Here is a 24,880-nt window from a genome sequence, read left to right as displayed (position 1 = left end):
CCCAGTTCAGTCCGACGTCGACCCTACGGTGGGCGCGCCGAGCACGTCCTTGGCGACGAGGCGGTCGTCCCGGAAGCACACCCGGAACAGCCGGACCTGCCCGTCGAACAGGTCCTCGCGCGTGCCGTAGTAGCGACAGACGGCCCCCTCGGGCCGGGCCGGCTCCGGGAGGGTGGGGTGGTCGACCCTGGTGCGGGGCGGCAGCACCGGCTCGACCTCGGCGCGGGGTTGGCCGACGCGGAGCCGGGCGAAGTCGGCCGGCCGCAGGACGGACGTCGACGCGTCGTACACCATGAACCCGATGGTCACGGAGATCACGCCCAGCGTGATGAGGACCCCTGTCGTCACCGAGACGACGAAACTGCGCCTCACCCGTTGCCTGGCCTCCCTCAGTCTCAGGGCGGACTCCGACAACCTGGGGACGTCGACGGCGGGACCGGGACGGGTTCCCGCCGGATGGGGCAGCACCGCGTTCACCTCGAACCGCTCACCGCGCCAACCAGCGTCGAAGACCCCGCCGACCAGCCGAACCCGTTCGGCGAGGCCGACCAGGCCGTAGCCGCCGCCGGGCCGAGGAGGCTCGGAGGCCGGGGACGGCCCGGTGTTCGTCACGGTCACGCGTGTCTCGTCCGCCGAGTGCCGCACCGCCACCGAGACGGGTCGCCCCGGGGCGTGCTTCATCGCGTTGGTCACGGACTCCTGCACCACCCGATGGGCGGTGCGCCGCACGAGCGGGGGAACGTGCTCACCGTCCCCGGTGATGCTGAGCGAGACCGGGACGCCCGAGTCCCTGCTCCGCTCGACCAGCGCGGCCACGTCCTCACCCGACGCGGGCTCCGGCGCGCGGTCGCGCAGCAGCCCGACGATCTCCGCGAGCCGGTCGGCCGCCGAGGTGACCGCCCTCCGGGCGGCGCCCGCGGCCTCCCGGTGGCGTTCGTCCAGGTCGGGCGCCAGTTCCAGCGCGCCGATGCGCAACGCGGCCAGGCCCAGCTCGTGGCCGAGCAGGTCGTGCATGTCCCCGGCCAACCGGGCGCGTTCCCGCAGCCGGGCCTGCTCGGCGACGATCCGTTGCTCCCGTTCCAACTGTTCGGCGCGGTCCCACCCCGCGCGCACCAGTTCCCGGTACTGCCGGCGGTGCCGACCGGCGAGCCAGGGCACGACGCCCAGCAGGAGTACACCCGCGAGGGTGACGAACCAGGTGCCGGAGTCCGCGGTGAGGACCGGCACCACGACCGCCGCCGCCAGCGCCACGCCCCCGAGGCCGAGCAGGGCTGCCCTGGTCGACGCCGACCGCGCTCCGGCGAGGTGGGCGGCGACCACCAGGGCCAGGACGGACGGCAGGAGCCCGACGTCAGGGTGGTCCCGACGCACGACCACGCACACGCACCACAACGCGGCGGCGAGCGGCGTCGCCAGCAGCGGGCGGAACGGCGTCAGCAGGGCCACCGCCGTTGGCGCCGCCAGGCCCCAGACCACGACCCACCAGGTCAGGTCCGTGGAGAAGCCGGTGAGCACGCTCCCCTCGGACGGAGCCGAGACGACCATCGCCAGCAGGACGGCCTCGATCACCCTCCGTCGGGGCGATCGCCCGACTGTCGGGTCTTCAGCGTCCGCAACCATCACCGGCCCATCGTCCACACCCCGACCTGAGAGGCCCCACGCCCCACGTGCCGCGCGGCCTCAGGAAGGGGGGTTCACCGGCGGGCCGGCGACGAGGGTGGTGTCGATGCGCCGGAGGACCCGGTCGACGGCGCGCGGGTCCACCCGCTCGTCCAGCCGCAACCGCAGCGCCTCCTCCTGGGCGGCCGTCATGAGCTCCTTCGTGACCTCGCGTCGGCGGCGCGCCCGCCGCCGTCCCTCACGCAGGCGGGGATCGTCCTCACTGCCGGGGCAGATGCCCTGGACCAGGTGTTGGAAGGCGTCGCGCAGCCGCCGTGCCACCGGCTCGTCGATGTCACCGTCGGCGCGCAGTTCGTCCACGCGGTCGAGCACGGCGCGCACCACCCGCATCGTGACCTCCCGGGACGCCTCCTGGTCCTCGACACCGCCCACGCGGAGCCACCGCACCACCATCGGCAGGGTGAATCCCGGCGGCACGAGCGTGACCACCACCGCGACGAACGCCACCAACACGAGTTCGCCGCGCGCCGGCACGTCGTCCGGCAGGCCCAACGCGGCGGCGATCGTGACCACGCCCCGCATGCCGGCCCACCCCATCACCACACCCTCGCGCCAGTTCTCCGGCGCGGCCTGGCCGATCCGGCTGCGCGGCCGGCCCAGCGCGCCCGCGACGACCATCCACACCACGCGCACGAGGACCAGCACCGCGGCCACCACGAGGCCGACGGCCAGGGTGTGGCCCAGCCGGGGGCCCGCGTCGCGCAGGACGGGGCGCAGCTCAAGCCCGATGATCATGAAGGCCACGGCGGTGAGCAGCAGCTCGATCGTCTCCCAGAAGGCCCAGGTGATCATCCGGCCTCCCGCGGTGACCACCGCGTAGGACCGTTGCCCCATCACCAGGCCGACCACCACCACGGCGAGCACGCCTGACGCGTGGACCGCCTCCGCGCCCAGGTAGGCGGCGAACGGCAGGACGACGGTGAACGTCCCCTCCAACACGGGTTGTTGGAAGCGACGCAGGACGAAGTCGGCCAGCCAGGCGATCACGGCGCCGACGACCAGCCCGACCACCGTGCCGTAGACGAAGCCCCCGGCCACCGACCACCACAGGATCGCGCTGCCCGCGGCCGCCGAGGTGAGCGCGACGTGGTAGAGCACCAGCGACGTCGCGTCGTTGACCAGCCCCTCGCCCTCGATCACCGAGACCACGCGGTGCGGCAGGCCCAGCCGACCGGCGACCGCGGTCGCGGCCACCGGGTCGGGTGGGGCGGTGGCCGCGCCGACCGCGAACGCCAGCGGCCACGGCACCTCGGGCACCGCGACCGTGACCACCGCCGCCACCGCGAACGCCGAGACCACGACCAGGGCCACCGCCAGCGAGGAGATCGACCGCAGGTGGGCGGTCAGGTGGCCGACGGACGTCTTCTGCGCCGCCGTGAACAGCAGCGGCGGGAGCAGCGTCGGCAGGATCAGCTCCGGGTCCAGGGAGATCTGCGGCAGCCCCGGCACCAGGGCGCAGCCCAGGCCGATCCCGGTGAGCAGGACGGGGTGGGGGACGGTCATCCGCTCGGCCAACGGCACCGCCACCACGAGCGCGGCGAGCGCGAGGAACAGGAGCTGGACGTGGTTCACCGGTTCGCCTCCCCCGGTCAGGGCGTTTCCAGTCTCGGCGAGCGCCAGGGGCTGCGCCGAACGAGTGGATCGCGAGGAGGTCTCGCCTCACACGAATGGCCGCACCGTCGGGCTGAAGCCTCGCGACCGGTCATCGACCGGTTATCGCTCGGCCGCTGCCGCCGACCGCAGCTCAGGGGCCGAAACGGCGCGGGTCCCCCTGGCCGGCTGGTACGCCAGTGGCTGCGGGACGAGGGTCGTCGCGCGTCGAACGAGGGGAGGTGGAAGGTTCGTGACCCGCATGCCAGGGCGCACGGCCGTCCCGAACGTCCGTGCCCTGCCCGCCAGCACCGTCCCCCCGGTCGAGCTGCCGGCGCCGCCCGAGCAACTCGCGGCTCGGGCCGCCGAGCTGCTGGGGTGGCGGGGGGTGGTCCTTCCGCCCATGTCGTTACTGGGCAGGCGGGTGGTGCCGGTGGCCGAGCTCCTGCCCGACCGGCACGCCGAGCGGCTGTGCTGGGGGGTCGGCCCGGTCACCGACCGGACGGCGGTGTCCACGTGGGTGTGGCCGGAGATGCTGGGGCGGGTCCCGCCGCCGGCGGTGCGCCTGGTCGGGGTCCTCGCGCCGGCCCGGCACTGGCGGACCGCGTTGACCTCGGCCGTGCCGTTCGCGCGGCTCTGCTCCTCGGCCACCGTCCTTCCGTCGGCGGTGACCGTCGCCGAGGATTACGTCACCAACGGAATGCTGCGGTCCCGGCTGTACGGGGTCGCGGTGCTGACCGCCGACCCGGACGGGGCGGTCGGCCTGGAGCTGCCGGGACCCGCCGAGGAGGACCGGGTCATCGACGTGGACCTGGCGACCTCGTCGGCCGTCCGCTGGATGCACGAGGTGCTCTACGACCGGGTGCTGGCGACGACGCCCGCCCCGGCGGACTAGGGCGCGCCGCCTTACCGTGAGGGCATGCGCGTGGTGATCGCCGGTGGGCACGGGAAGATCGCGTTGCGGCTCGAACGGCTCCTCGCGGAGCGGGGCGACGTCGCGGTCGGGCTGGTCCGCAACCCCGACCACGTCGCCGACCTGCACGCGGCCGGAGCCGACGCGGTGGTCTGCGACCTGGAGGAGGCCAGCGTCAACGAGGTGGCCGCCCACCTGGCGGGCGCGGACGCCGTGGTCTTCGCCGCCGGAGCGGGCCCCGGCAGCGGCGCCGCGCGCAAGGACACGGTGGACCGGGCCGCCGCCGCGCTCGTGGCCGACGCCTGCCACATGGCGGAGATCCGGCGGTACCTGCTGGTCAGCGCGATGGGGCTGGACCGCGCCGACCAGCGGGGGACGGACGAGGTCTTCGCGGCCTACCTGCGGGCGAAGGCCGCGTCCGAGGAGGACCTGAGCAGCAGGGACCTGGACTGGACGGTGCTGCGGCCCGGCCGGCTCACCGACGAGCCGGGCTCCGGGCTCGTCCGGCTCGGCGCGTCGGTCCCGCCGGGCGAGGTGAGCCGGGACGACGTGGCCAGGGTCCTGGTGGCGTTGCTCGACGAGCCGCGGAGCGCGCGCCACACGTTGGAGCTCGTGGGCGGGAGCGATCCCGTGGACGAGGCGGTCGCCGCCGCCATCGGCTGAGGCCGGCGGCCACGTGCGGCTGTCCCAAACCCACCAAGGCTAGCGGTGTTTCCCTTTTCCGCGAAGGGAATTGCTGGCCAGAGGCGGGAGTTATCCACAGCACACTCGTGAACCACTCGTTGGGCGATGCGATGGCGTGGGTTGTCCACAGGGCGGCGTCGAGGTGTTGGAGGCTCGGGTGGATGTCGTTAGGCTGGAGCAGGGCTCGCCCCCCAGGGCGGGTGGGGGCTGTCCTGAGGTGGGGAGCCGGGGAGCGTCGAGGGCGGGGCGGTCTCAGGCGAGCGGGCCCAGGACCCGGTCGGTGTAGGCGCTCCGGAAGCGGCCCTCCGGGTCGAGTTGGCGTCGCAGCGCCAGGAAGTCGTCGAAGCGGGGATAGCGGTCCCGGAGGTCGGTGGCGTCCAGGTCGTGCATCTTCCCCCAGTGGGGACGACCGCCCGCCGCGCCGCAGATGTCGGCCACCGTCGAGAACCAGTGCCGGTAGGGCATGCCCACGAACTGGTGCGCCGCGAGGTACGCGGTGTCGCGCCCGTGCGCCGGGGACAGCCAGATGTCGTCCCCCGCCGCCACCCGTACCTCGATCGGCATGATCACTGGGTGTTCCAGCCGGGGCACGGCCGCGCGGAGTTCCTTGATCACCTCATGGATTGATTCACGTGGAACAGCCCACTCCGTCTCCACGAACCGCACCTGCCGGCGGGTCACGAACACCCGGTGCGAGCGGTCGCTGTACCGGCGCGCCGACAGCAGCGCCCCACACACCCGGTTGAGCGGGCGGACCAGCCCGGGGACCGCGCGCCCCAACCGGCACACCGCCTCCAACGCGGTGTTCTCCACCACCTGGTACTCCAGGAAGTGCCGCACCGGGTGCATCGGCCGGGGCTGTTCCCCCTCGGGCAGGCGGTTGTTCCGTTTCACCAACGTCGTGTCGCCGTGGACGAAGAAGTAGAACTCGAAATGGTCGTTCCCGTCGGCGAGGTCGCCGAACCCGTCCATCACCTCGTCCAGCGGCATCGGGCGCTCGTCCGCCGCCAACGCGTACCTCGGCACGCACCGCAACGTCACCGAGCCGATGACCCCGAGCGCGCCCAGGCTGACCCGGGCGGCCTGGAACAGGTCGGGTCGCTCCCGCTCGGAACACCGCACCACCGACCCGTCGGCGAGCACCAGCTCCAGCGCGGCGACCTGCGTCGCCAGCCCGCCGAGCCGGGCCCCGGTGCCGTGGGTCCCGGTGGAGATCGCGCCCGCCACGGTCTGCTCGTCGATGTCGCCGAGGTTGACCATGGCCAGGCCGACCCGGTCCAACGCCGCGTTCAGCTCGCGCAGCCGGGTGCCGGCCCGCACGGTGACCATGTCCCCGTCGACCGCCAGCACCCCGGACCACCCCCGCAGGTCGAGGGCGATGTCGTCGGTCACCGCCGCCTCGCTGAACGAGTGCCCGCTGCCCCAGGCCCGCACGGTCCTGCCCCGTGCCGCCGCGTCCCTGACCGCTCCGACGATCTCGTCGAGATCCCGGGGGCGGACCACCGCGGTGGGCCGGGCGGACGCGGTCCGGGCCCAGTTCCGCCAGGTCGGGGCGGGGTGCGACATAGGTCACCTCCGGTGACGGTGGGGGCGACCGTACGTGAAGGACATTCACATTTCAAGGGGTGGCGAGCTACCGTGCGGGCCGTGACGGCAGACCGGTTCCGGGCCCGCTACGACGCGGCCACGGCGGCCCTGGACCCCCCGCTGGCGATCGTCGACCGTTCGGCGTTCGACGCCAACGCCGAGCAACTGCGGGCCCGCGCCCGGGGTCGCCCCATCCGGGTGGCCAGCAAGTCGGTGCGCTGCGTCGCGCTGCTGCGCCGCGCCCTCGCCCGCCCCGGCTTCTCCGGCCTGCTGTGCTACTCCCTCGCCGAGGCGCTGTACCTGGTGGGAGCCGGCGTGACCGCGGACGCGGTCGTCGGCTACCCCACGGCGGACCGCGCGGCGTTGCGGGCGTTGGCCGGCGACGACGCGGCCAGGGCGGCGGTCACGATCATGGTCGACGACCCCGCCCAGCTCGACCTGGTGACCGCCGCGCTCGGGCCGCGCCACCCGGTGATCCGGGTCTGCCTGGAACTGGACGCCTCCTGGCGCCCCGCGGCCGGGGTCCACGTCGGGGTCCGGCGCTCGCCCGTCCGCACCCCGCGCCAGGCCGTGGCGCTGGCGGGGGAGGTCCTGCGCCGCCCCGGCTTCGCCCTGGTCGGCCTGATGGCCTACGAGGCACAGATCGCCGGGCTCGGCGACGCCACCAGGGGCCGTCCGGTCCGCGCTGCCGCACTGCGGTGGATGCAGCGCCGCTCCATGGCCGAACTCTCCGACCGGCGCGCGGCCGTGGTCGAGGCCCTGCGGCGGCTCGCCGAGCTGGAGTTCGTCAACGGGGGCGGGACCGGCAGCCTCGAACGCACGGCCGAGGACGGGTCGGTCACCGAGCTGGCCGCCGGGTCCGGGCTCCTCGGGCCGACCCTGTTCGACGGCTACCGGGCCTTCCAACCCCGCCCGGCCGCGTTGTTCGCGCTCCCGGTGGTCCGGCGCCCGGCCCGCGACGTGGTCACGGTCTTCGGCGGCGGGTACCCGGCCTCGGGGATCGCCGACCCCGACCGGCTGCCCGTCCCGGTGCTGCCCGCCGGTCTGCGGCTCACCGGCACCGAGGGCGCGGGGGAGGTGCAGACGCCGCTGGTGGGCCGGGCGGCCCGGGACCTCCGCGTCGGCGACCGGGTGTGGTTCCGACACGCCAAGGCGGGGGAGCTGGCCGAGCGCTTCCCCGAGTTTTACCTCGTCGACGGGGACCGGGTGGTGGAGACGGTGCCGACCTACCGCGGGGCGAGCCACTGCTTCGGCTGAGGACCGCGGCATTCCGGCCGAGGACCGTGGCGGTGACGGACATCGGTGGGCGATACGGCCGGACGGGTGCCTCATGCCGCCGATCGGGTGGAATCGTGGGTGAGGGTCAGGCAGGCTCCCCGATCCGGGCCGACAGGTAGTCCCTGATCATCGCCTTGGCCTCGGTGACGATCTCCGGGGCGCCCTGCGGGTCCCGGCGGAACGCCAGGTTGAGCACGGCGTCCGCCGCCTCGACCGCCACCGCCACGGGCAGCTCCAGCTCGCCGGGCGCGAGCCCGAAGTGCTGGACGAGCAGCGCGGAGATCCGGTCGGCGATCACCGCGTTGTTGTCCTTGCGCTCGTCGAGCAGCCGGGGGTCGACGACGTCGCCGAAGTGCAGCCGGCCGAAGCCGGGCACCTCCCTGTGCATCCCGATGTAGATGTCGATCACCGAGTCGACGGCGTCCCACCAGTGCTCGAAGCCGCCCTCCTCGAACCGCGCCAGCACGGTGGCGAGGAACCGGTCCAGGTTGCGCAGGGTCAGCGCCTGCACCACGGCCCGCTTGTCGGGGAAGAACTGGTAGAGCGAGCCGACGGCGACCCCGGCGCGCTCGGCGATGAGAGTCGTGGTCACCCCGTCGTGGCCCAGTTCGTCGATCAACTCGGCGCACGCGTCGAGCATCCGCTCGACCCGTTGGGCGCTGCGTTGCTGAACCGGGCGCCTCCGAAGCGGGGCGGCAGCAGTGGACACGGGCGGCTCCTGTTGTCGTGCGTCGCCCCCATCTTGCACGCAACGTCCGCGAGCCACTTTCGAGTGAGCCGGATCACCCCTACAATGCGAGAAAGATTCGTGTTTCCCCATCATGTGGGTGACACCCGAGTGGGGTGGTGGCGGTGCCCGACCCGACCCTCCCGTCGTTCCCCGACGACTTCCTCTGGGGCGCGGCGACGTCGGCCTACCAGGTCGAGGGCGCGGTGGCCGAGGACGGCAGGGGACGCTCGGTCTGGGACACCTTCTGCGCCACGCCCGGCAAGGTGGCGCGGGGCCAGAACGGCGACGTCGCCTGCGACCACTACCACCGCTACCCCGAGGACGTCGCGCTGCTCGCCGAACTCGGCCTGGACGCCTACCGCTTCTCCGTCGCGTGGCCCCGCGTCCAGCCCACGGGAACCGGGCCGGCCAACCCCGCCGGACTCGACTTCTACGACCGGCTCGTCGACGCCCTGCTGGCCGCCGACCTCACCCCGGTCGCCACCCTCTACCACTGGGACACCCCGCAACCCGTCGAGGACGCCGGCGGCTGGCTCGCCAGGGACACCGCACACCGGTTCGCCGACTACGCCGCGCTGGTCGCCGAGCGGCTCGCCGACCGGGTCCCCTGGTGGATCACCCTCAACGAACCCGCCGTGGTCACGATGCTGGGCTACGGCGTCGGCGAGCACGCGCCAGGCCGCACCCTGCTCCTCGACGCCCTGCCGGCCGCGCACCACCAGCTCCTCGCCCACGGGCTCGCGACCCGGGCGCTGCGGTCCGCCGGAGCGGCGCGGGTCGGGGTGGCGAACAGCCACACGCCCGTCTGGCCGGCCAGCGACCACCCCGACGACGTCGCCGCCGCGGCCGCGTACGCCGACCTCCACAACTGGATCTACGGCGACCCGCTCCTCGTCGGCGCCTATCCCGACCTGGCGTGGCTCGCCGGCGGCCTGCCCGACGACGCGGCCGACGACCTGCCGCTGATCGCCCAGCCGCTCGACTTCTACGGCGTCAACTACTACTGCCCGACCCGCGTCCGCGCGGCCGACCCCGGGGAGCCGCTCCCGTTCGCCGTGGCCGAGATCGCCGAGCGCCCCAGGACCCACGTCGGCTGGCCGGTCGTGCCCGAGGGCCTGCGGGAGATCCTGGTCGCGCTCCGCGCCCGGTACCGCGAGGCGCTGCCGCCGGTCCTGGTCACCGAGAACGGGTGCAGCCAGGACGACGCGCCCGACGAGCGCGGCGTCGTCGACGACCCCGACCGCATCGACTTCCTGCGCCAGCACCTCGTCGCGCTCCGCCAGGCCATGGACGACGGTGTCGACGTCCGCGGCTACTTCGTCTGGTCCCTGCTCGACAACTTCGAGTGGGCCGAGGGCTACGACCAGCGCTTCGGCCTGGTGCACGTCGACTTCGACACCCTCGTCCGCACCCCCAAGGCCTCCTACCACTGGCTCCGCGCCGCCCTGCGGGACGAGGGGTGAGCGACGGATGAGCGCCGCCCCTGCCGTGCCGTCCGCCCCCGTCGCCCCGGCCGTCCGTGCGACCGGCGCGCGCCGGGCGTCGGCGCGCCGACGAGCAAGGAGAAGGACATGTCCACCACGGAACCCCTGACCGGTCGCCGCTGGACGGAGGCGGACATCGGCCGGACCGAGTTGCGCGCCACCTACCGGGCCGACCTGCGGCGCACCAGCCGGGACGTCTTCGCCGACGCTCCCGCGATCGACTTCTCCCGCCTGTCCTGGAAGGACGTGGGGCGGCCGTACCGGGTGGAGAACTGGTCGCGGGAGCGGTTGGCGTGGGAGGCCGAGCACGGCGAGCAGCTCCCCGTGCCGAAGGCGTGGGAGATGTTCAACCGGTCGTTCCAGACGTTGTTCGACGAGGACCCGGTGGCCGCCCGGGTGGCCGCGCTGCGCAGGGCGGGCGGGAAACTGTCCACATTGGACATTCGCGCGGCGTACGCCGCCGTCGCCGAGGTCGTCCGGTGGTCGGTGTGGAACCAGGCGCACCGCGTGGGCGACACGGTGTGGGACCCGAGGGCCAAGAGGTCGCTGTTCTCCGGGCTCGACGTCGTCCGGCCGCGCATCCTGTTCCTCGGCGCCGCCGACGGCTACGAGGCGATGCTCCTGTCCGCGATGTACCCGGGCGGCGAGGCCGTGCTCGTGGACTACGACGAGTACTGCGTGGAGGGCCGGTTCGGCGCCTTCCCCGTGGAGTACCCGTTCCTCGGCGTCGACCCGGCGACCGGCCACGAGAAGGTCTGGTACCGCGACCAGATGACCATCTCCTACGTCGTCTCCGACATCCGCGACCTCGACTTCGGCCGGGAGTTCGACGTGGTGGTCTCGATCGGGCTGGTCGAGCACTTCCCCGACGAGTACAAGCCCCTCGCCTTCGACTGGCACCGGCGCTTCCTGAAGCCCGGCGGGTACGCCATCCTCACCACGCCCCGCGTCGCCGCCAGGACGAAGGCCTTCTACCTGCTGTTCGGCGACCTGATGAACTTCTCCTACCGCGAACTCCAGAACGTCGCCCAGCTCGGCCTCTACGCCTACGAGAACGGTTTCGAGGTGCTGCGGCACGGGGTCATCAAGTCCCACAACGGAATCGTGTGCCGCTCGCGGTGATCCGCCCTCCGCGCTGACACGGTCGCACGGCCCCGCCAAAAGGACCCGGGAGCGCTGCGGGCTGGCTCCGCGGGGAAAGCGGGGGTCGGACGCGAAGGAGGACCGCCGGCCGGGGGTCGGGAGGGGGGTGGGCCGGCGGTCCTCCTCTTCCCTTCTTCGGGGCTGTGGTGCGGACTCGCGGAGGCGGGCCCCTGGTGGAGGGCGGGGTGGGGCCCTGCGAGGACATCGCACCACCGGTGGCGGCCGGGAGGACGGCCGCGCTCGGAGGGGGAGCGTGGTGTCGCGGCGGTGCCCGTCCGGGGTCACGGGCACCGCCGCGAGGTGGAATCCGCGGACCGACGCCGGTCGGGGGGAGGGGAGTGCGGCGGCGTCGGCCCGCGGAGGTCACGGGTCCACTGCGTCCAGTGCGTCTACTGTGGAGTTTTCTGTGCCGGGCGGGCTGGCCGCCCCGCGGTTCGCTCTCCCGCTCCGGAGCGGGAGCCTGGTGACGTCGGTTGCGGTTGTCTCGGCGGTCGTGGTGCCGGTCTTGAGGGGCGGGGAGCCGGGTTCATCCGGCTCGGGGGTGTTCCCCGGTGTTCCCCTCCAGCGCCCGCCTCCCACCCCGGATGGCCCGTGGTGGCCGGCGGTCGGCCGTGGTCGGCGGCCGCGCCGCCCCACCTGGTGTCGCTTCGTCGTCCTGAACTCGTTGTCTTGAACTCGTTGTCCTGATCTCGTCGTCGTGTGAGGGATTCCCCGGACAGCGCCGGCGAATCCGCGATCGCGTCCCGCCCCACGTCCGGCCTCGGCGCGCCCGGTGCGGGCGACCCCTCGGCGACGGACCAGCGGCGGCGGGGCCGCTCATGGGTTCCGGCGGTCCGGCCCGACGCGGTCGGGGGCACGCCCGGTCCGGACCGCCGCCCACGTGGCGGTGGCTCGGTCCGCGGTCAGGGTGGGGTCTGGCCGCGGGCGGGGACCGCCAGTTCGGCGCATCGCTCGTTCAGCGCACCGCTCGTTCAGCGCACCGTGCCCGGGTGGCCGACCGGGGCCACGGGGCTCGCGTGCGCCGCCCTCCGGTGCAGGCCCGGTTGGGGCGGGTGGACCGTGCGCGCGCCGGGCGCACGCGACACGGTCTGCCCGGTGTCCGCGTCGGAGGAACCCGCGTCGCACCGGGCCTCCCGGTGGTGCCGGGCCGGTCGGGGAGCCAGCCCGCCCGCCACCAGGTGCTCGTAGGCGGCCTGCCAGACCGCGCACGGCGCCTTCTGCTGGCGCCACCGGGTGGAGCACTCCGGGCAGTTGCCCCGCTCGTCCGGCTCGTGCGCGGCGAGCACCGCCCGCCAGCCCCGCGTCAGCCGGGGCAGCTCGGAGCGCGCCACCGAGAGCAGGGAGGGGGCGTCGGCGCGGTTGGCCAGCTCGGTCAGCATGTCGAGCCGTTCCCACACCGCGTTCCGCAGCACCTGGCCCAATATCTCGTCCACCTGAACGTCACCGTCACCTTCCCGCCTGTTCGGCGGCTTCGCGCAGGGCTGCCCGCAACCGGCCGAGCTGGCCGGCGGACAGCACCGCGGTCTCGCCGGGGGGACCGACGAGCACAACCCTGTCCCGGTCGACGAGCACGGTGAGGTGGCACTCGCGGTTGGCGACGTCGCGACAGCCGATCCGCCACCGGCGGCGTCGGTAGGGACGGCGCTGTCCCCGTGTCCCCGGCTGGTGCGCGTGCCGCCGCTGGGGATGCTGCCGCTGTCGCCGCGTGGAGCGGTCCTCGTCCCCGAGGACGACGCCGTCCCCGGCGTCGCCGGGGCGCCCGCCGTCTCCGACGTCCCAGCCGCCCTCGGCGGGGTTCGGTGACGCCAGCTCCACGTCCTTCTCCTTACGGTGCCTGCCTCGTCCGCTCCGTCCGTGGCCACCGTCTCCGGTCGCCGTGTCCGCCTCGCCCGCCTCGCGGCGCCGGACGTCCACGGATGCCAAGGTTGGGACGTCGGCCTCCGGGGTGGGGAGGTCACAGCGCCGATCGGCGGGACCGCCACGATGAACGGTCGACGGAGTTCAGCCCGGCTGATCAGGCTCACCGATCAACCCTTCACCACCCTGGAGCAGTGCCCTTACTCTGCCGATGGGCCCGTAACACGGGGAGGAGCCGCAAATGAATGTCATCGGTTCCCAGGGGTCTCCCGTTACACCAGACCCCGAAGTCTGGGAACAGCGGGAGATGCGCGACGCGCTGGCACAGCGGGACATCAGCACCGTCTACCGCCTGCTCCGCCGGCACGGCGTCTCCCAGCGGCAGATCGCCGCGCTCACGGGCCAGTCCCAGTCCGAGGTGTCGGAGATCCTCAAGGGCCGGCAGGTCATGGCCTACGACGTGCTGGCGCGGATCGCCGACGGACTGGGGGTTCCGAGGGGGTACATGGGCCTCGCCTACGACGAGGCCACACGGGTGAGGGTCGCGGAGCGGTCCGGCGACCCCCAGGCCGAGGAGGAAGAGTCGGTGAAGCGTCGGAGGTTCCTCGCGCACGCCGCGGCCGTGACCATGGGGGCGGCCGTGCTCGGCACGGACGGCGGGACGTGGGTGCCCAGTCCGGCCCACACTCCGGCGCCCGCGCGGATCGGGTTCACGGACGTCCGCCAAGTGGAGGCGGCGACCAGGGCGTTGCGGGCGCTCGACTACCAGTACGGCGGCGGGTTCTGCCGGGACGCCGTCGTCGCCCAGCTCTCGTGGGCGCAACAGCTCCTCCAGGCCAGCGCGCAGGAGCGGGTGAGGGACCGGCTGTTCGTGGCGTTGGCCGACCTGCACGGCCTCGCCGGGTGGACGGCGTTCGACACCGGGCTGCTGGACTCGGCCCGCGACCACTACGGCAGGGCGCTGGAGTTCGCCAAGCAGGGCGGGGACAACACGCTGGTGGCGAACCTGCTCTACCGCATGGGGCGCGTCTACCTGCACGACGACTCGCCCGACGACGCGTTGAAGATGTTCCAGTTGGGCCAGATCGCGGCGCAGGAGACGGCCTCGGACCTGACGGTCTCGTTGCTCTGCATGAACGAGGCGTGGGCGTACGCGATGATGGGCCGCGAGGAGCAGGCGATGAAGCTCGTCGGGATGGCCAGGGACAGCTACTGCAAGGGCCAGGACGAGCCGGTGCCGATCTGGCTGAAGTTCTTCGACCAGAACGACTTCCACGCGATGGTCGGCACGATCCACACCGCGCTGGCGCACAACGTCGACCCCGGTCGGCACACGAAGATCGCGATCCCCGAGCTGACCAAGGCGATCGAGGGCTACGGCTCCACCATGGCCAGGAGCAAGGCGTTCAACCTGACCGCGCTGGCGCTCAACCACGTACTGGAGAACGACGTGGACCGGGCGTTGCAGGTCGGCCAGCAGGCGCTGGAGTCCAGCGACGGTGTGAAGTCCAAGCGGATCGGCGACCGGATGAAGCCCCTGCACAAGGAGGCCGCGGCCAGGGCGACGGGCAACCCGCACGCCAAGGAGCTGGCCGACCGCATCGCCCGGTTCCGGTTCGACGCGGCCTGACGTGGGCGACGTCGACCGACCCGACGGCGGGGTCGGGCGGCCCGACGGAGCCACGGTGATCCCGGCCGCGCCCGCGCAGCGGGCGGGCCGGTCCGTCCGACGCGGTCGCCGGGGGGCGCGGCGCGCGCGGTTCGGGCGGGCGGAGCTGGCCGCCGTGCTGGCCCGCGTCTGCGCGGTCGCCGGCCTCGACCCGGAGGACGCGACCCTGCTGCGGGTCACGAACAACGCGGTGTTCCGGTTGGCGCGCCAGCCCGTGGTCGTCCGGGTCGTCGCCTCCCGGGCGCTCCGCCACCGGGTGGCGAAGGTCGTGCGGGTCGCCGAGTGGCTGGCCCAGCACGACGTGCCGGCCGTGCGGCTGTGGGGCGGGGTGCCGCAGCCGGTGCGGGTCGGCCCGCACCGGGCGACCCTGTGGCACGCCGTGCCCGAGGTCGGGGACCGGCCCACCGGGGTCGACCTGGCCCGGCTGCTGCGCCGGTTGCACGCGTTGCCGCCCCCGCCGTTCCCGCTGCCGCACTGGGAGCCGCTCGACGACGTGCGGCGCCGGCTGGCCGACGCCGAGGAGGAGCTGGACCCGGACGACCGGGCCTTCCTGGAGCAGCGGTGCGCGGAGGTGGCGGCCGAATTGGCCGGGCTGGAGTGGGTGTTCCCCCGTGGCCCGGTGCACGGCGACGCCCACCTCGGGAACCTGATCCCCGGGCCGGACGGGCCGGTGCTGTGCGACTTCGACTCCACCTGCCACGGGCCGAGGGAGTGGGACCTGACCCCGGTCGCCGTGGGCCAGCTCCGGTTCCGGCGGTCGTCGGCCCACGAGGAGCTGGCGGCGGCGTACGGCTTCGACGTCATGCGGTGGAGCGGGTTCCCGGTCCTGCGGGCGGTGCGGGAGCTGAAGCTGGTGACGAGCGTGCTGCCCGTGCTGCGCAGCAACCCCGGTGTGGCGGCCGAGCTGAGGCTCCGGCTGCGGTCCTTCCGGTCGGGCGACACCTCCGTGCGGTGGACCCCCTACCGCTGAGCGGAGGACCCCCACCGGACCGGGGTACCTCGGCTGGCGCAATACCGTGGGTTGCCCGGTAACGCAAGTTGGCTGGCGAGCGACGTCAGCAGCGACCAGGCCGGCGCGGACGGGGGAGCGGGGACGCCCGCGCGGGCGAACACGGGAAACATGGAGCGGGGCGGCGCGTGGTGGGAACCGGCAGGCGGCACAGGTTGGGCTGGCGGGCACGCCGGGCGATCCGGGCCGCCACTCTGCTGGACCGGGTGGTGGACAGTCAGCTTCCGCTGGTCACCGGGCTGCCGGAGGCCAGCCGGCGGCACTCGGCCGACTACCTGGCCGAGCTGGTGATGCTGGCGCAGGCCTACCGGCACTACGCGGCGGGCTGGATCGACCGCAGGGAGCTCGACCGGCGGGGCAGGGCCGCGGTGGCGCGGCTGGACCAGCTCCGCAGGGAGCGGCCGTCGGCGTCGCCGGAGCAGCTCACCGAGCAGGACTGACCGCTCACCGCTCAGGAGGTCGCCTGATCGGGTGGTGGTGTGCGCAGCCGATTCCTGGCGGCCGCCACGAAGCGGGGTTGCCCGGTGTTGACGCCGTAGAGCGCGGTGTTCGCGAGGCGGAGGGTCGCCATGGCGACGATGTGCCGGCGGGCGCCCGGCCACACCAGGCCGCCGTGCCGCTCGTAGCGGGTCAGGAGCCGGTCCAGCGCCTCGTCGCCGAACGCGGCGTGGACGTCGCAGAAGTCCAGCGCCGGGTCCCCGACCTGGGCGTCGCCCCAGTCGAGGAGGCCCACGAGGCGGACGTCGCGCCCCGAGGGCTCGACGAGCAGGTGGCCGGGGTGGGGGTCGCCGTGGACCAGCACGCCGCGCGGGGGCAGGCAGTCGTCGCGCAGCCACCGCTGCCAGTAGCGCCACCAGCGTTCGGGGACCTCGACCGCGGCCCGCGCCCGTTCCAGGCGTTCGGCGATCTCCTCCCGCTGGTCGGACGGGGAACCGCTGGGCACGCCCGTGGCCGTGGCCTTCTCGACGTCGACCCGGTGGAGGAGGGCGAGCGTCCGGGCGAGCTGGTCGACGAACTCCTCGCCGAACCGCTCCCGAGGCAGGTGCCAGTGGTGGACGAGGGTGTCCGGGTCCTCGGTCGCGGCGATCTGGCCGGGGAGCCGGGGATAGGCCGCGAACCGCGGCGTGCGGACGCGCCAGTCGGGGGCGGCGACGGGCAGGACGGGGCGCACGAGGTCGAGGACCGCGCCCTCCGGGCCCATCAGCTCGGCCACCTCGGGCCGGCGGGGCGCGCGCACCACCCACGGCACGCCGTCGGTGTCGACCGCGTGGATCACCAGGTAGTCCCACCCGCTCCGGTCCAGCTCGGCGGTCTCCCGCAGCAGCGACAGGCCGGCGTCGCGGGTCGCGTCGAGCAGGTCGTCCACGACGGTCGCCAGGTCCTCGGTCGTCAGCACGCGTCTGACGCTAGAGGGGGACCCGCTCCCGGTCCGAGCTGGTTTCCCTCCGGCCCGCTCCGGTCGGCCCACTCCGGTCGGCCCACTCCGGGCGGCCCGCTCCGGGCGGGCCGGCGTTGGGAGGAGCCGAGCGGTGTGACCCGGGGCGACCGGGGCCGGCTCAGCCGGAGACGCCCAGGGGGGTGCGGGCCAGCACGGCGGCGAACCCGAGGGCGACACCCATGATCACGAGTTCCACGGTGACCCAGGTGGCCAGGGGCGTGGCCCGGTGCGCGGCCACCAGCGGCAGCAGGCGGCGGCGGACGAGCCCGCCGACGGCGGCCAGGGCGAGCAGGCAGGCGGTCTTGGCCAGCACCAGCGCTCCGTAGGGCGTCCGCGTCAGTGCCCAGGGGAGCTGGCCGTCCAGCCGGACCAGCGCGGTCACCAGGCCCCCGAGCGCCACCGCGACCAGGGAGGCGGCCGCGAGCCGGGAGAACGTCGGCAGCACCGTCGCCAGCAGGCCCCGCCGGGGGACGACCAGCGCCAGCAGGACGCCGAGTCCGCCGACCCAGACGGCCGCGGCCCCGGCGTGCGCGCCGATCGCGAGCACGGCCAGGGTGTGGTGCGCCGCGGTCGCCGCGTGCCCGGTGAGGGGGAGCGGGAGGAGACCGAGCACGGCGACCGTGAGGCCCAGCCCGGTGGGGACCGGACGCCCGGTGGACGCGGTGAAGTGGGTCAACGCGACCAGGAACGCGCACGCCATCGTGATGAGGAGCGCGCGCCCGGCGCTCACGGTCGACGCGTAGGCGGACAGCGTGGACGCGCTCACGGCCACGCCGCGCCCGGACAGCTCGGAGGCCTGGAGCCAGAGCAACACCAGGGCCGCCGCCATCCAGACCGCCCCGACGACCACACCGGCCCGGCGGGCCGGCGCCAGCACGGCCTCGGCGTCCCGGGGCCTGGCCCGTCGCACCAGCAGGGGGAGCACCCCGAGCCCGACCGCCGCCACGGCGGCGAGGTCCAGGACGAGCCTGGTCAGCGGGAGGGCGAGCCGAACCGCGGTCCCGGGCTCGGGCAGCCCCGGCACGGGCGGCGCCGCGTCCGCGGCGAGCCACGCGCCGAGGGCCGCCCCGGCCACCGAGGCCAGGGCCACCGCGCCGAGACGGCGCGCCAGCCCCGCCGGGACCGCGGTTCGGGACACCGGCCTAGCTCCTGCCGAGGCGGACCGCCACGGCCACGCCGGCGCCCAACAGCACGACGGCGCCGACGATCCACGGCCACACCGGCATGCCGCCGTCGCCGGAGCCGCCGCCGTCACCGGCCGGGGCCGCGGCCGCCGAGGTGGGCGCGGGGGCCGGCGTGCCGGTGCCGGCGGTGGTGACCGTGAACTTCACCGAGCCGGAGACCGGGTGGCCGTCCGCCGACAGGATCCGGTAGCCGATCGTGTACTGCCCGGCCGGGCCGAGCGCGCCGATCACGGCGGAGACCGCGGTGCCGTCCACCTTCGCCTTCTCGGCCGGGTAGTGCTTGCCGTCCGGCCCGGTGATGGTGACGGTGTTCAGGTTGGTCTCGCCGGCGCTCTGCTGGACCGGCTGGTCGAAGACCAGCTTGACCTGCCCGGGGCCGGTCTCCAGCGTCGCGCCGTCCTTGGGGTCGCTGCTGACGAGCACGTTGTGCGCCAACGCGGGGCCGGCCCCCGCGACCAGCGCCACCCCGGCCAGGAGCAGCGCGGCGAGCGTCCTGCGGATCATGCCTTCCTCCTGCCCCTGGCGACGGCGCCGATGCCGAGTCCGAGCCCGAGCGCGCCCACGGCGAGGCCGGCGCCGCCCAGCCAGCGCGCGGCGTTGTCCGTGCCGGCGCCGCCGCCGGCGGTCGCGCCGTCGGAGCCGGACGCCGCCGCCGTGCCGTGGCCGTCCTCCTTCTTGGCGACGAGCCGCAACACCGGGGCCGGGGAGTTCGGCTCCTCCGCGCCCTTGGCCGGCGGCGGGGCGTCCCAGCGCACGACCTCGCCGTTGTCGTAGGTCTGCGTCGCGGGCAGGACGAGCTGGTCGGTGTCCTTCGGGAGCTGGCCGAGGGACACCTCGAACTCCTGGAACTCGCCGGGGTTGATGCGCGTGCCGCCCTCCGCGGTCCAGACGATCGCGCTGACCACCTCCTCGATCTTGCGTCCGTGCGACTCCAGCGGCTGGTCCAGCCGGGTCTTGGTGACCTCGGCCCTCCACCCGGGGAGCGGCTTGGTGAGGACCGAGGTCAGCGGCTTGTCCTTGGGCAGCGCGACCTCCAGCTTCACCGTGCCCGCGTTCGGGCGCTCGTTGGGCACGCGGAAGGCCACCTTGGCGTAGCCGCCCTGGGCGGCCTCGCCGGCGGGCTGGACGGTGACGTGCGCCGAGGCGAGGCCGGCGGTCGCGAACAGGGCGGCGAGGCCGGCGGTGGTGACGACGCCGGCGCGCGCGAGGGAACGGTGTGTCGACATGGCTCCTGATCTTTCGGAGAAGGGGGGCCGGCCGGGGGAGGGGCCGGTGCGGGAACGCGATCAGGAGTGGCGCGGAGGACCACGCCGGGCGACGACCCGGCGCAGCAGGACCGAGAACGGGGGTGACACGGGCTCGGCCGGCACGGTGACCGGCCGCAGCGGCGCCCACGCGGGGAGCGGGCTGAGCCGACGGGGCAGCAGCATCGCCAGGGCGGTGGCCACGGCGAACACCGACCGCTCCGCCCCGAGCAGCAGCCCTGCCGTGAGCAGTGCCGCGCCGACGTGCGCCGCGGTCATCAGGCCAGGGTCGAACCCGGGGAGGGCGTGGTGCGGGCCGTGGCCGTGCCCCGCCAGGGCCTGGAGCAGCACGTGCAGGAGGAACTGGGAGCCGCCGAGGGCGGCGAGGATGGCGACCGGGCCCCGTCGGCGGTCCGCCAGCGCGGTGCCCGCGCCGGCGAGGAGCACGGTGAGGACGGCGGCGAGACCGGTGTCCGGCACCGACCCGCCGGCCGCCGCGTGGGCCGCGACGGCCAGGGTGGCGGAGCTGACGGCCAGCGCGACCCCCCGGGCCACGCGCAGCGCTCCCCTGGTCGGGGCCAGCCTCACCACCACAGGTGAGCAGCGTAGGTGTCCGTCTGCGCCACTCGGGAGGCCCCGCCTGTGTCCAGCACCTCAACGGCCCAGCGAGCACGTGACGGAACTCGCAAAAATGGTGTCTATTTGGCCACGGCTGGGTGGGCTGCGGTTGACCTCGTTGCGCCGAATGGGTCACGGTGGGTGAGTTGCCGGCGGTCGGGGCCGTCCTCGGGCGGTTCGCTGGTGACCCACCGACGCCGTCATCGTGGCGTCGTCGTTCCCTCCTGACCGCCGGGAGCCACAGGTGTTCCCTTTCGGAAAGGAGGCGGCGCCTGGAAAGGGCGCCGGCAGTCGTGTCGACGGATATTGCAGACAAACGACCGACGAACGACCACGGCGACAACCACGAACGACCCACCGAACTGCCCGGGGACGCGCCCGCGACGGCACCCGGGGCGGAAAGCTCAGCCGAACAGCCCGCCAGGACCGATCCGACCGTGTTCGGCGTGGCCGCGGTGCTCGCGGTCGCGTTCGTCCTGTGGGGCGTGTTCGGCACCGACTCGCTGGGGCGTGTGGCGAGGTCGGTTCTGGACTGGATCATTCAGAACGCCGGTTGGGGCTTCGTGTTGGCCGCGACCGGGTTCGTGGTGTTCGCGCTGTGGCTGGCGTTCAGCCGGTACGGGCGCATCCCGTTGGGGAAGGACGGCGAGAAGCCGGAGTTCCGCACGATCTCCTGGGTCGCGATGATGTTCAGCGCGGGCATGGGGATCGGCCTGATGTTCTACGGCGTCAGCGAGCCGCTGGCGCACTTCACGAGCCCGCCACCCGGCACGGTGGAGGCGGGCAGCTCCGCCGCGGTGCAGACCGCGATGTCCACCACCCTGTTCCACTGGACGCTGCACCCGTGGTCGATCTACGCCGTGGTCGGCCTCGCCATCGCGTACGGCAGCTTCCGCAGGGGGCGCTCGCAGCTCATCTCCTCGGCCTTCGCGCCCCTGTTCGGCCAGAGCAGGGCCAACGGCCCGATCGGGAAGGCCATCGACGTGATGGCCATCTTCGCCACCCTGTTCGGCTCGGCGGCCTCGCTGGGCCTCGGCGCGTTGCAGATCGGCAGCGGGCTCCAGGCGGCGGGCTGGATGAGCGGCGACATCGGCACCGGCGCGCTCGTGGCCATCATCGCCGTGCTCACCGTGTGCTTCGTGGCCTCGGCCGTCTCCGGCGTGGCCAAGGGCATCCAGTGGCTGTCCAACGTCAACATGGTGTTGGCCGTGCTGCTGGCGGTGTTCCTGTTCGTGGTGGGCCCCACGGTGCTGGTGCTCAACCTGCTGCCGACCTCGGTCGGCGAGTACTTCCGCGACCTGGCGGAGATGTCGGCCCGCACCGCGGCCAGCGGCGGCGACGCCACCGGCAAGTGGCTGGCCGGCTGGACCATCTTCTACTGGGCGTGGTGGATCTCCTGGACGCCGTTCGTCGGCATGTTCATCGCGCGGATCAGCCGCGGCCGCACGATCCGGCAGTTCGTCAGCGGCGTGATCCTGGTGCCGAGCCTGGTCAGCCTGGTGTGGTTCGCCATCCTCGGCGGCTCCGCCATCGACCTCCAGCGCTCCGGCACCGACGTGGCCGGCCAGGCCACGCAGGAGTCGCAACTGTTCACGGTGCTGCACCACTTCCCGTGGGCGGCGGTCACCGGTGTGCTGGTCATGGTGCTGGTGGCGATCTTCTTCGTGTCCGGGGCCGACGCCGCGTCGGTGGTGATGGGCACGTTGTCCCAGCGCGGGTCGATCGCGCCGACCAGGGGAGTGGTCATCTTCTGGGGCGTGCTCACCGGGGCGGTGGCCGCGGTGATGCTGCTGGTCGGCGGCAGTGACGCGTTGACGGGGCTCCAGAACGTGACGATCATCGCGGCCGCGCCGTTCGCCGTGATCATGGTCGCGTTGTGCGTGTCGCTGGCCAAGGACCTGCGCACCGACCCGCTGGTCCGGCGCCAGGAACAGGTCGCGGCCGTCGTCAACCAGGTGGCCAGCCAGGTCGAGCAGCGCACCGACGGCAACCCGGAGAAGGTCGCGCGGCGGATCGCCGCCAGGGCGGTCAAGGCCGTGCTGGAGGAGATCGACCGCGGCTCCGCGGAGCGCGCCGGCGAGGTGGGCCGCGCCCGCCGCAAGCTCCGGCACTCCGGGAAGGCCGCCGGGGGCGACTGAGCCGGGCGGCCGGCGACCGGTGCGCACGGGTGGGGTGTGCCCTCACGGACAGGTGAGGACACGCCCCACCCGTGTGTCGTCACTCACACGCCGAGGCGGCGGAGCAGCTCGGACTCCAGGTTCACCAGCTCCCCGGCGACCGCGCGGTGGGCGGCCCTGCGCCGGGCGGAGGGCATCCGCTCGGCCGCGCGGACCGCGGCGGCCAGGTCCGCCAGCCGGCGCTCGCCCTCGTCCGCGAACCGCTGGGTCTCCGCGTCCTCGTGCCGCGCCCTGAGCTCGGCCAGCACGCCCGCCACACCGGAGATCCTCGCGTGCAGCGCCCCGCCCCTGCCGCTGAACGCCGCCAGGGACTCCACGGGGACCCCCAGTCGGCGGGCACGGGCCCGGTCGAGGCCCTCCCTGGCCACGGCCACGGCCCGCAGGGCCACCGGGGCCACCACCGGCCCGACCACCTTGGCCAGACCCAGCAGTCGCCGCAGCCTGGCCGGCGTGACCAGGGGCGACCGGCCTTTGCCGCGTGCCATCCGACCACCTCCGGCGTCCACCCTAGGACCGGGCCCCGCGCCCCATCGCGCGGCACGCCGCTGACGAAGATCCACCAGACCGGCCTACCCCGAACGTCGTACGCACGGCTTAGGCTCGTTCCCATGAGTTCCTCGGTGCTGCTCGACGCCGGCGTGGTGAGCCGCTGCCGGCGACGGGTGCACCTCGAGCACGACCCGGACATGGCGGACGCCCCCAAGGCGCCGCCGGACCCCACCGCCGAACAGCGCAAGGCCGACGCGGCCGCGCACCGGAGGGCGGTCGCCGACCGGATGGCCCGCCTCATGGGCGGCGAGTGGACCGAGATCCCCCGTTCGGCGTCGGCCGCCGCCCGGGAGCGGGCGACCCTCGCGGCGCTGCGCGGCGGCGCCCGGCTCGTGTGGGCGCCCCAACTCCCCAGCGACCCCACCGGCGGACGTCGCGGGGCCGTCGACCTGCTCGTGCGGGTCGGCGACGGCTACGTGCCGGTGCTCGTGGTGCGGCACAAGGTCAGCGACCCCGGCAGCGGCGCGCGGACCAGCCCCCTGTCCGAGCCGTTCCCCGACGGCGCCCGCACCGACCCGCTGCGCAAGGTGCGCGCCCAGCCGAGGGACCAGCTCCGGCTGGCCCACGCCGTGCGCATGCTCCAGGCGGCGGGGCTGATGGCCGGCGGACGGGCCACCGGCGGCGCGATCGGCATGGACGCGGACGTGGTCGTCTGGCACGACCTCGACGCCCCGACCTGGCCGGGAGGCCGCACCGCGCTCGCCGAGTACGACGCGCGGTTCGCGGACCGCCTCGCCGTCGCCGCGGCCGCCGCGAGCCGGGCGCCGGCCCTGGCCCGCCCCTCCCGCGTGGTGGAGTGCCGCACCTGCCCGTGGTGGCCGACCTGCGAGAGCGCGCTGCGGGAGACCAGGGACGTCAGCCTCGTCCTGCGGGGCGAGGACGCGGTCGCCCTGCGCGCCGCCGGCTACGGCACCGTGGACCGGCTGGCCGGACTCGACCCCGACGGCGAGCCGCCCGCGCCGATGGTGGGCATGCCGTTCCCGGACGCGGTGCACCTGGCCAGGGCGTACCTGCGGGACTACTCGCTGGTCCGCCGGGTGCCGGAGGTGACGGTGCCGAGGGCGGACGTCGAGGTCGACGTGGACATGGAGAGCTTCGGTGACGCCGGCGCCTACCTGTGGGGCTGCTGGCTGTCCGGGGTCGACGTGGGCGAGCCGGCGGGCTACCGCGCGTTCGTGACCTGGGAGCCGCTGCCCACCGACGACGAGGCCCGCTCGTTCGGCGAGTTCTGGACCTGGCTCACCTCGCTGCGGCTGCGGGCCCGCGCCAGGGGTCTGACCTTCCGCGCCTACTGCTACAACGAGCTGGCGGAGAACCGCTGGCTGCTGGCGTCGGCGGAGCGGTTCGCCGGCAAGCCCGGCATCCCGGACGTCGAGGCGGTGAAGGAGTTCATCTCCTCGAACCAGTGGGTGGACCTGTTCGGCGTGGTGCGGGACCAGTTCCTGTGCGCGCACGGCAAGGGGCTGAAGACGATCGCCCCGGCGGCCGGGTTCTCCTGGCGCGACCCGGAGGCCGGCGGCGAGAACTCGATGCGCTGGTACCGGGACGCGGTCGGCATGGACGGGCAGGAGCCGGACGAGAGCCAGCGCCGCCGGCTGCTGGACTACAACGAGGACGACGTCCGCGCCACCCACGCGCTGCGCCGGTGGATCACGGACGGCGGACCGAACGCGATCCCCTACACCGGGGACCTCACCGCGCCATGTCCGTCCACTGAGGACTGATCACGCGCCGGTCGCCCGTCGTGCCGCGCCCGTCGCCGTGCCCAACGCGAACCCCGAGGAACGCCGAAGGCCACTTTTCCGCCACCGGGCGGAAAAGTGGCCTTCCCGCTTCCCAAGCCTCCCCAGCTCAGCTCAGCCCCCACCCGCCCTGGGGGGCGAGCCCCGCTCCAGCCTATCCAGCACACGACCAGCGCGAAATCCCACAGCGCGAGCCTGTGGACAACTCCGCGAAGCGTCACCCCACCATCGGGTCCCCTCACCCGTCAGGCACGAAGAGGCCGGAAGGCTGTGGACAACTGTTTGACGGAATGACCCCGGGGTG

22 protein-coding genes are annotated in these 24,880 nt (G+C 74.2%); 10 read left to right on the top strand and 12 right to left on the bottom strand.

The features are described 5' to 3' along the window. Nucleotides 1-6: 6 nt before the first annotated feature. Together LX15_RS21505 and LX15_RS21500 are read right to left on the bottom strand one after the other, a co-directional pair. The gene (locus LX15_RS21505) at nucleotides 7-1,569 is read right to left on the bottom strand and encodes a sensor histidine kinase (RefSeq protein ID WP_253671429.1); all 1,563 of its coding nucleotides are present in this window, start codon (nucleotides 1,567-1,569) and stop codon (nucleotides 7-9) included. 111 nt (nucleotides 1,570-1,680) lie between these two features. Next, a complete protein-coding gene (locus tag LX15_RS21500) occupies nucleotides 1,681-3,252 on the bottom strand; it encodes a cation:proton antiporter (protein WP_253671428.1) in 1,572 nt (523 codons plus the stop codon). 280 nt (nucleotides 3,253-3,532) lie between these two features. Here LX15_RS21500 and LX15_RS21495 point away from each other — a divergent pair, with 280 nt between their 5' ends. Beyond that, nucleotides 3,533-4,165: a hypothetical protein gene (locus LX15_RS21495; RefSeq protein ID WP_253671438.1), complete on the top strand. Its 633-nt coding sequence runs from the start codon at nucleotides 3,533-3,535 to the stop codon at nucleotides 4,163-4,165. A 24-nt stretch (nucleotides 4,166-4,189) separates the two neighbouring features. After that, a complete protein-coding gene (locus LX15_RS21490; RefSeq protein WP_253671427.1) occupies nucleotides 4,190-4,846 on the top strand; it encodes an NAD(P)H-binding protein in 657 nt (218 codons plus the stop codon). A gap of 273 nt (nucleotides 4,847-5,119) precedes the next feature. On the opposite strand, the gene LX15_RS21485 is transcribed toward LX15_RS21490, so the two are convergent. Next, nucleotides 5,120-6,433, bottom strand: a complete 1,314-nt coding sequence (locus LX15_RS21485) for a D-arabinono-1,4-lactone oxidase (protein WP_253671426.1) — start codon at nucleotides 6,431-6,433, stop codon at nucleotides 5,120-5,122. Nucleotides 6,434-6,514: 81 nt separating this feature from the next. On the opposite strand from LX15_RS21485, the gene LX15_RS21480 reads away from it, so the two are divergent. Beyond that, entirely contained in the window at nucleotides 6,515-7,711 is a 1,197-nt protein-coding gene (locus LX15_RS21480) for an amino acid deaminase/aldolase (RefSeq protein WP_253671425.1), read from the top strand. Between the two features lie 106 nt (nucleotides 7,712-7,817). Here the strand turns inward: LX15_RS21480 and LX15_RS21475 are convergent, their stop codons facing one another. Further along, nucleotides 7,818-8,441, bottom strand: coding sequence for a TetR/AcrR family transcriptional regulator (locus LX15_RS21475; RefSeq protein ID WP_253671424.1), 624 nt, complete (start codon nucleotides 8,439-8,441; stop codon nucleotides 7,818-7,820). Between the two features lie 143 nt (nucleotides 8,442-8,584). Here LX15_RS21475 and LX15_RS21470 point away from each other — a divergent pair, with 143 nt between their 5' ends. Continuing rightward, complete coding sequence (locus LX15_RS21470; RefSeq protein ID WP_253671423.1) at nucleotides 8,585-9,925, top strand: GH1 family beta-glucosidase; 1,341 nt, start codon at nucleotides 8,585-8,587, stop codon at nucleotides 9,923-9,925. Between the two features lie 108 nt (nucleotides 9,926-10,033). Continuing rightward, nucleotides 10,034-11,068 carry a class I SAM-dependent methyltransferase gene (locus LX15_RS21465; protein WP_253671422.1) on the top strand — a complete coding sequence of 345 codons (1,035 nt, stop codon included), beginning with the start codon at nucleotides 10,034-10,036 and terminating at the stop codon, nucleotides 11,066-11,068. Nucleotides 11,069-12,060: 992 nt separating this feature from the next. On the opposite strand, the gene LX15_RS21460 is transcribed toward LX15_RS21465, so the two are convergent. Together LX15_RS21460 and LX15_RS21455 are read right to left on the bottom strand one after the other, a co-directional pair. Next, entirely contained in the window at nucleotides 12,061-12,522 is a 462-nt protein-coding gene (locus LX15_RS21460) for a hypothetical protein (RefSeq protein ID WP_253671421.1), read from the bottom strand. 13 nt (nucleotides 12,523-12,535) lie between these two features. Then, complete coding sequence (locus LX15_RS21455) at nucleotides 12,536-12,904, bottom strand: hypothetical protein (protein WP_253671420.1); 369 nt, start codon at nucleotides 12,902-12,904, stop codon at nucleotides 12,536-12,538. 283 nt (nucleotides 12,905-13,187) lie between these two features. Between LX15_RS21455 and LX15_RS21450 the strand changes: the two genes are divergently transcribed. The 3 genes from LX15_RS21450 to LX15_RS21440 all read left to right on the top strand — a co-directional run bounded on the left by LX15_RS21450 (nucleotide 13,188) and on the right by LX15_RS21440 (nucleotide 16,064). After that, nucleotides 13,188-14,576 (top strand): helix-turn-helix transcriptional regulator, encoded by a 1,389-nt coding sequence (locus LX15_RS21450; protein WP_253671419.1) that lies wholly within the window; start codon nucleotides 13,188-13,190, stop codon nucleotides 14,574-14,576. Nucleotides 14,577-14,721: 145 nt separating this feature from the next. Further along, a complete protein-coding gene (locus LX15_RS21445; protein ID WP_301305024.1) occupies nucleotides 14,722-15,585 on the top strand; it encodes an aminoglycoside phosphotransferase family protein in 864 nt (287 codons plus the stop codon). Nucleotides 15,586-15,752: 167 nt separating this feature from the next. Continuing rightward, complete coding sequence (locus tag LX15_RS21440; RefSeq protein WP_253671418.1) at nucleotides 15,753-16,064, top strand: hypothetical protein; 312 nt, start codon at nucleotides 15,753-15,755, stop codon at nucleotides 16,062-16,064. Nucleotides 16,065-16,075: 11 nt separating this feature from the next. On the opposite strand, the gene LX15_RS21435 is transcribed toward LX15_RS21440, so the two are convergent. The 5 genes from LX15_RS21435 to LX15_RS21415 all read right to left on the bottom strand — a co-directional run bounded on the left by LX15_RS21435 (nucleotide 16,076) and on the right by LX15_RS21415 (nucleotide 20,084). Further along, a complete protein-coding gene (locus LX15_RS21435; protein ID WP_253671417.1) occupies nucleotides 16,076-17,020 on the bottom strand; it encodes a macrolide 2'-phosphotransferase in 945 nt (314 codons plus the stop codon). Between the two features lie 160 nt (nucleotides 17,021-17,180). After that, a complete protein-coding gene (locus LX15_RS33205) occupies nucleotides 17,181-18,200 on the bottom strand; it encodes a CopD family protein (protein WP_253671416.1) in 1,020 nt (339 codons plus the stop codon). Between the two features lie 4 nt (nucleotides 18,201-18,204). Next, nucleotides 18,205-18,747 (bottom strand): copper resistance CopC family protein, encoded by a 543-nt coding sequence (locus tag LX15_RS21425; protein ID WP_253671436.1) that lies wholly within the window; start codon nucleotides 18,745-18,747, stop codon nucleotides 18,205-18,207. Further along, complete coding sequence (locus LX15_RS21420; RefSeq protein WP_253671415.1) at nucleotides 18,747-19,472, bottom strand: YcnI family copper-binding membrane protein; 726 nt, start codon at nucleotides 19,470-19,472, stop codon at nucleotides 18,747-18,749. The genes LX15_RS21425 and LX15_RS21420 overlap by 1 nt, the downstream gene beginning before the upstream one ends. 60 nt (nucleotides 19,473-19,532) lie before the next feature. Further along, nucleotides 19,533-20,084, bottom strand: a complete 552-nt coding sequence (locus LX15_RS21415) for a hypothetical protein (protein WP_253671414.1) — start codon at nucleotides 20,082-20,084, stop codon at nucleotides 19,533-19,535. Nucleotides 20,085-20,554: 470 nt separating this feature from the next. Between LX15_RS21415 and LX15_RS21410 the strand changes: the two genes are divergently transcribed. Then, nucleotides 20,555-22,246 (top strand): BCCT family transporter, encoded by a 1,692-nt coding sequence (locus LX15_RS21410; protein ID WP_253671413.1) that lies wholly within the window; start codon nucleotides 20,555-20,557, stop codon nucleotides 22,244-22,246. Between the two features lie 83 nt (nucleotides 22,247-22,329). Here the strand turns inward: LX15_RS21410 and LX15_RS21405 are convergent, their stop codons facing one another. Then, on the bottom strand, nucleotides 22,330-22,770 hold the full coding sequence (locus tag LX15_RS21405) for a DUF6474 family protein (protein WP_253671412.1): 441 nt from the start codon (nucleotides 22,768-22,770) through the stop codon (nucleotides 22,330-22,332). 123 nt (nucleotides 22,771-22,893) lie between these two features. Between LX15_RS21405 and LX15_RS21400 the strand changes: the two genes are divergently transcribed. Next, nucleotides 22,894-24,558, top strand: coding sequence for a TM0106 family RecB-like putative nuclease (locus LX15_RS21400; protein ID WP_253671411.1), 1,665 nt, complete (start codon nucleotides 22,894-22,896; stop codon nucleotides 24,556-24,558). The last annotated feature ends 322 nt before the right edge of the window (nucleotides 24,559-24,880 follow it).

Source organism: Streptoalloteichus tenebrarius (genome assembly GCF_024171885.1).
Classification (GTDB): Bacteria; Actinomycetota; Actinomycetes; order Mycobacteriales; family Pseudonocardiaceae; genus Streptoalloteichus; species Streptoalloteichus tenebrarius.
This window is presented reverse-complemented; position numbering and strand designations above follow the sequence as displayed.

Coding starts and splice junctions, on each gene's coding strand:
- LX15_RS21495 (WP_253671438.1), top strand. CDS start 3,533: ATGCCAGGGCGCACGGCCGTCCCGAACGTCCGTGCCCTGCCCGCCAGC.
- LX15_RS21490 (WP_253671427.1), top strand. CDS start 4,190: ATGCGCGTGGTGATCGCCGGTGGGCACGGGAAGATCGCGTTGCGGCTC.
- LX15_RS21485 (WP_253671426.1), bottom strand. CDS start 6,433: ATGTCGCACCCCGCCCCGACCTGGCGGAACTGGGCCCGGACCGCGTCC.
- LX15_RS21465 (WP_253671422.1), top strand. CDS start 10,034: ATGTCCACCACGGAACCCCTGACCGGTCGCCGCTGGACGGAGGCGGAC.
- LX15_RS21450 (WP_253671419.1), top strand. CDS start 13,188: ATGAATGTCATCGGTTCCCAGGGGTCTCCCGTTACACCAGACCCCGAA.
- LX15_RS21420 (WP_253671415.1), bottom strand. CDS start 19,472: ATGTCGACACACCGTTCCCTCGCGCGCGCCGGCGTCGTCACCACCGCC.
- LX15_RS21405 (WP_253671412.1), bottom strand. CDS start 22,770: ATGGCACGCGGCAAAGGCCGGTCGCCCCTGGTCACGCCGGCCAGGCTG.
- LX15_RS21400 (WP_253671411.1), top strand. CDS start 22,894: ATGAGTTCCTCGGTGCTGCTCGACGCCGGCGTGGTGAGCCGCTGCCGG.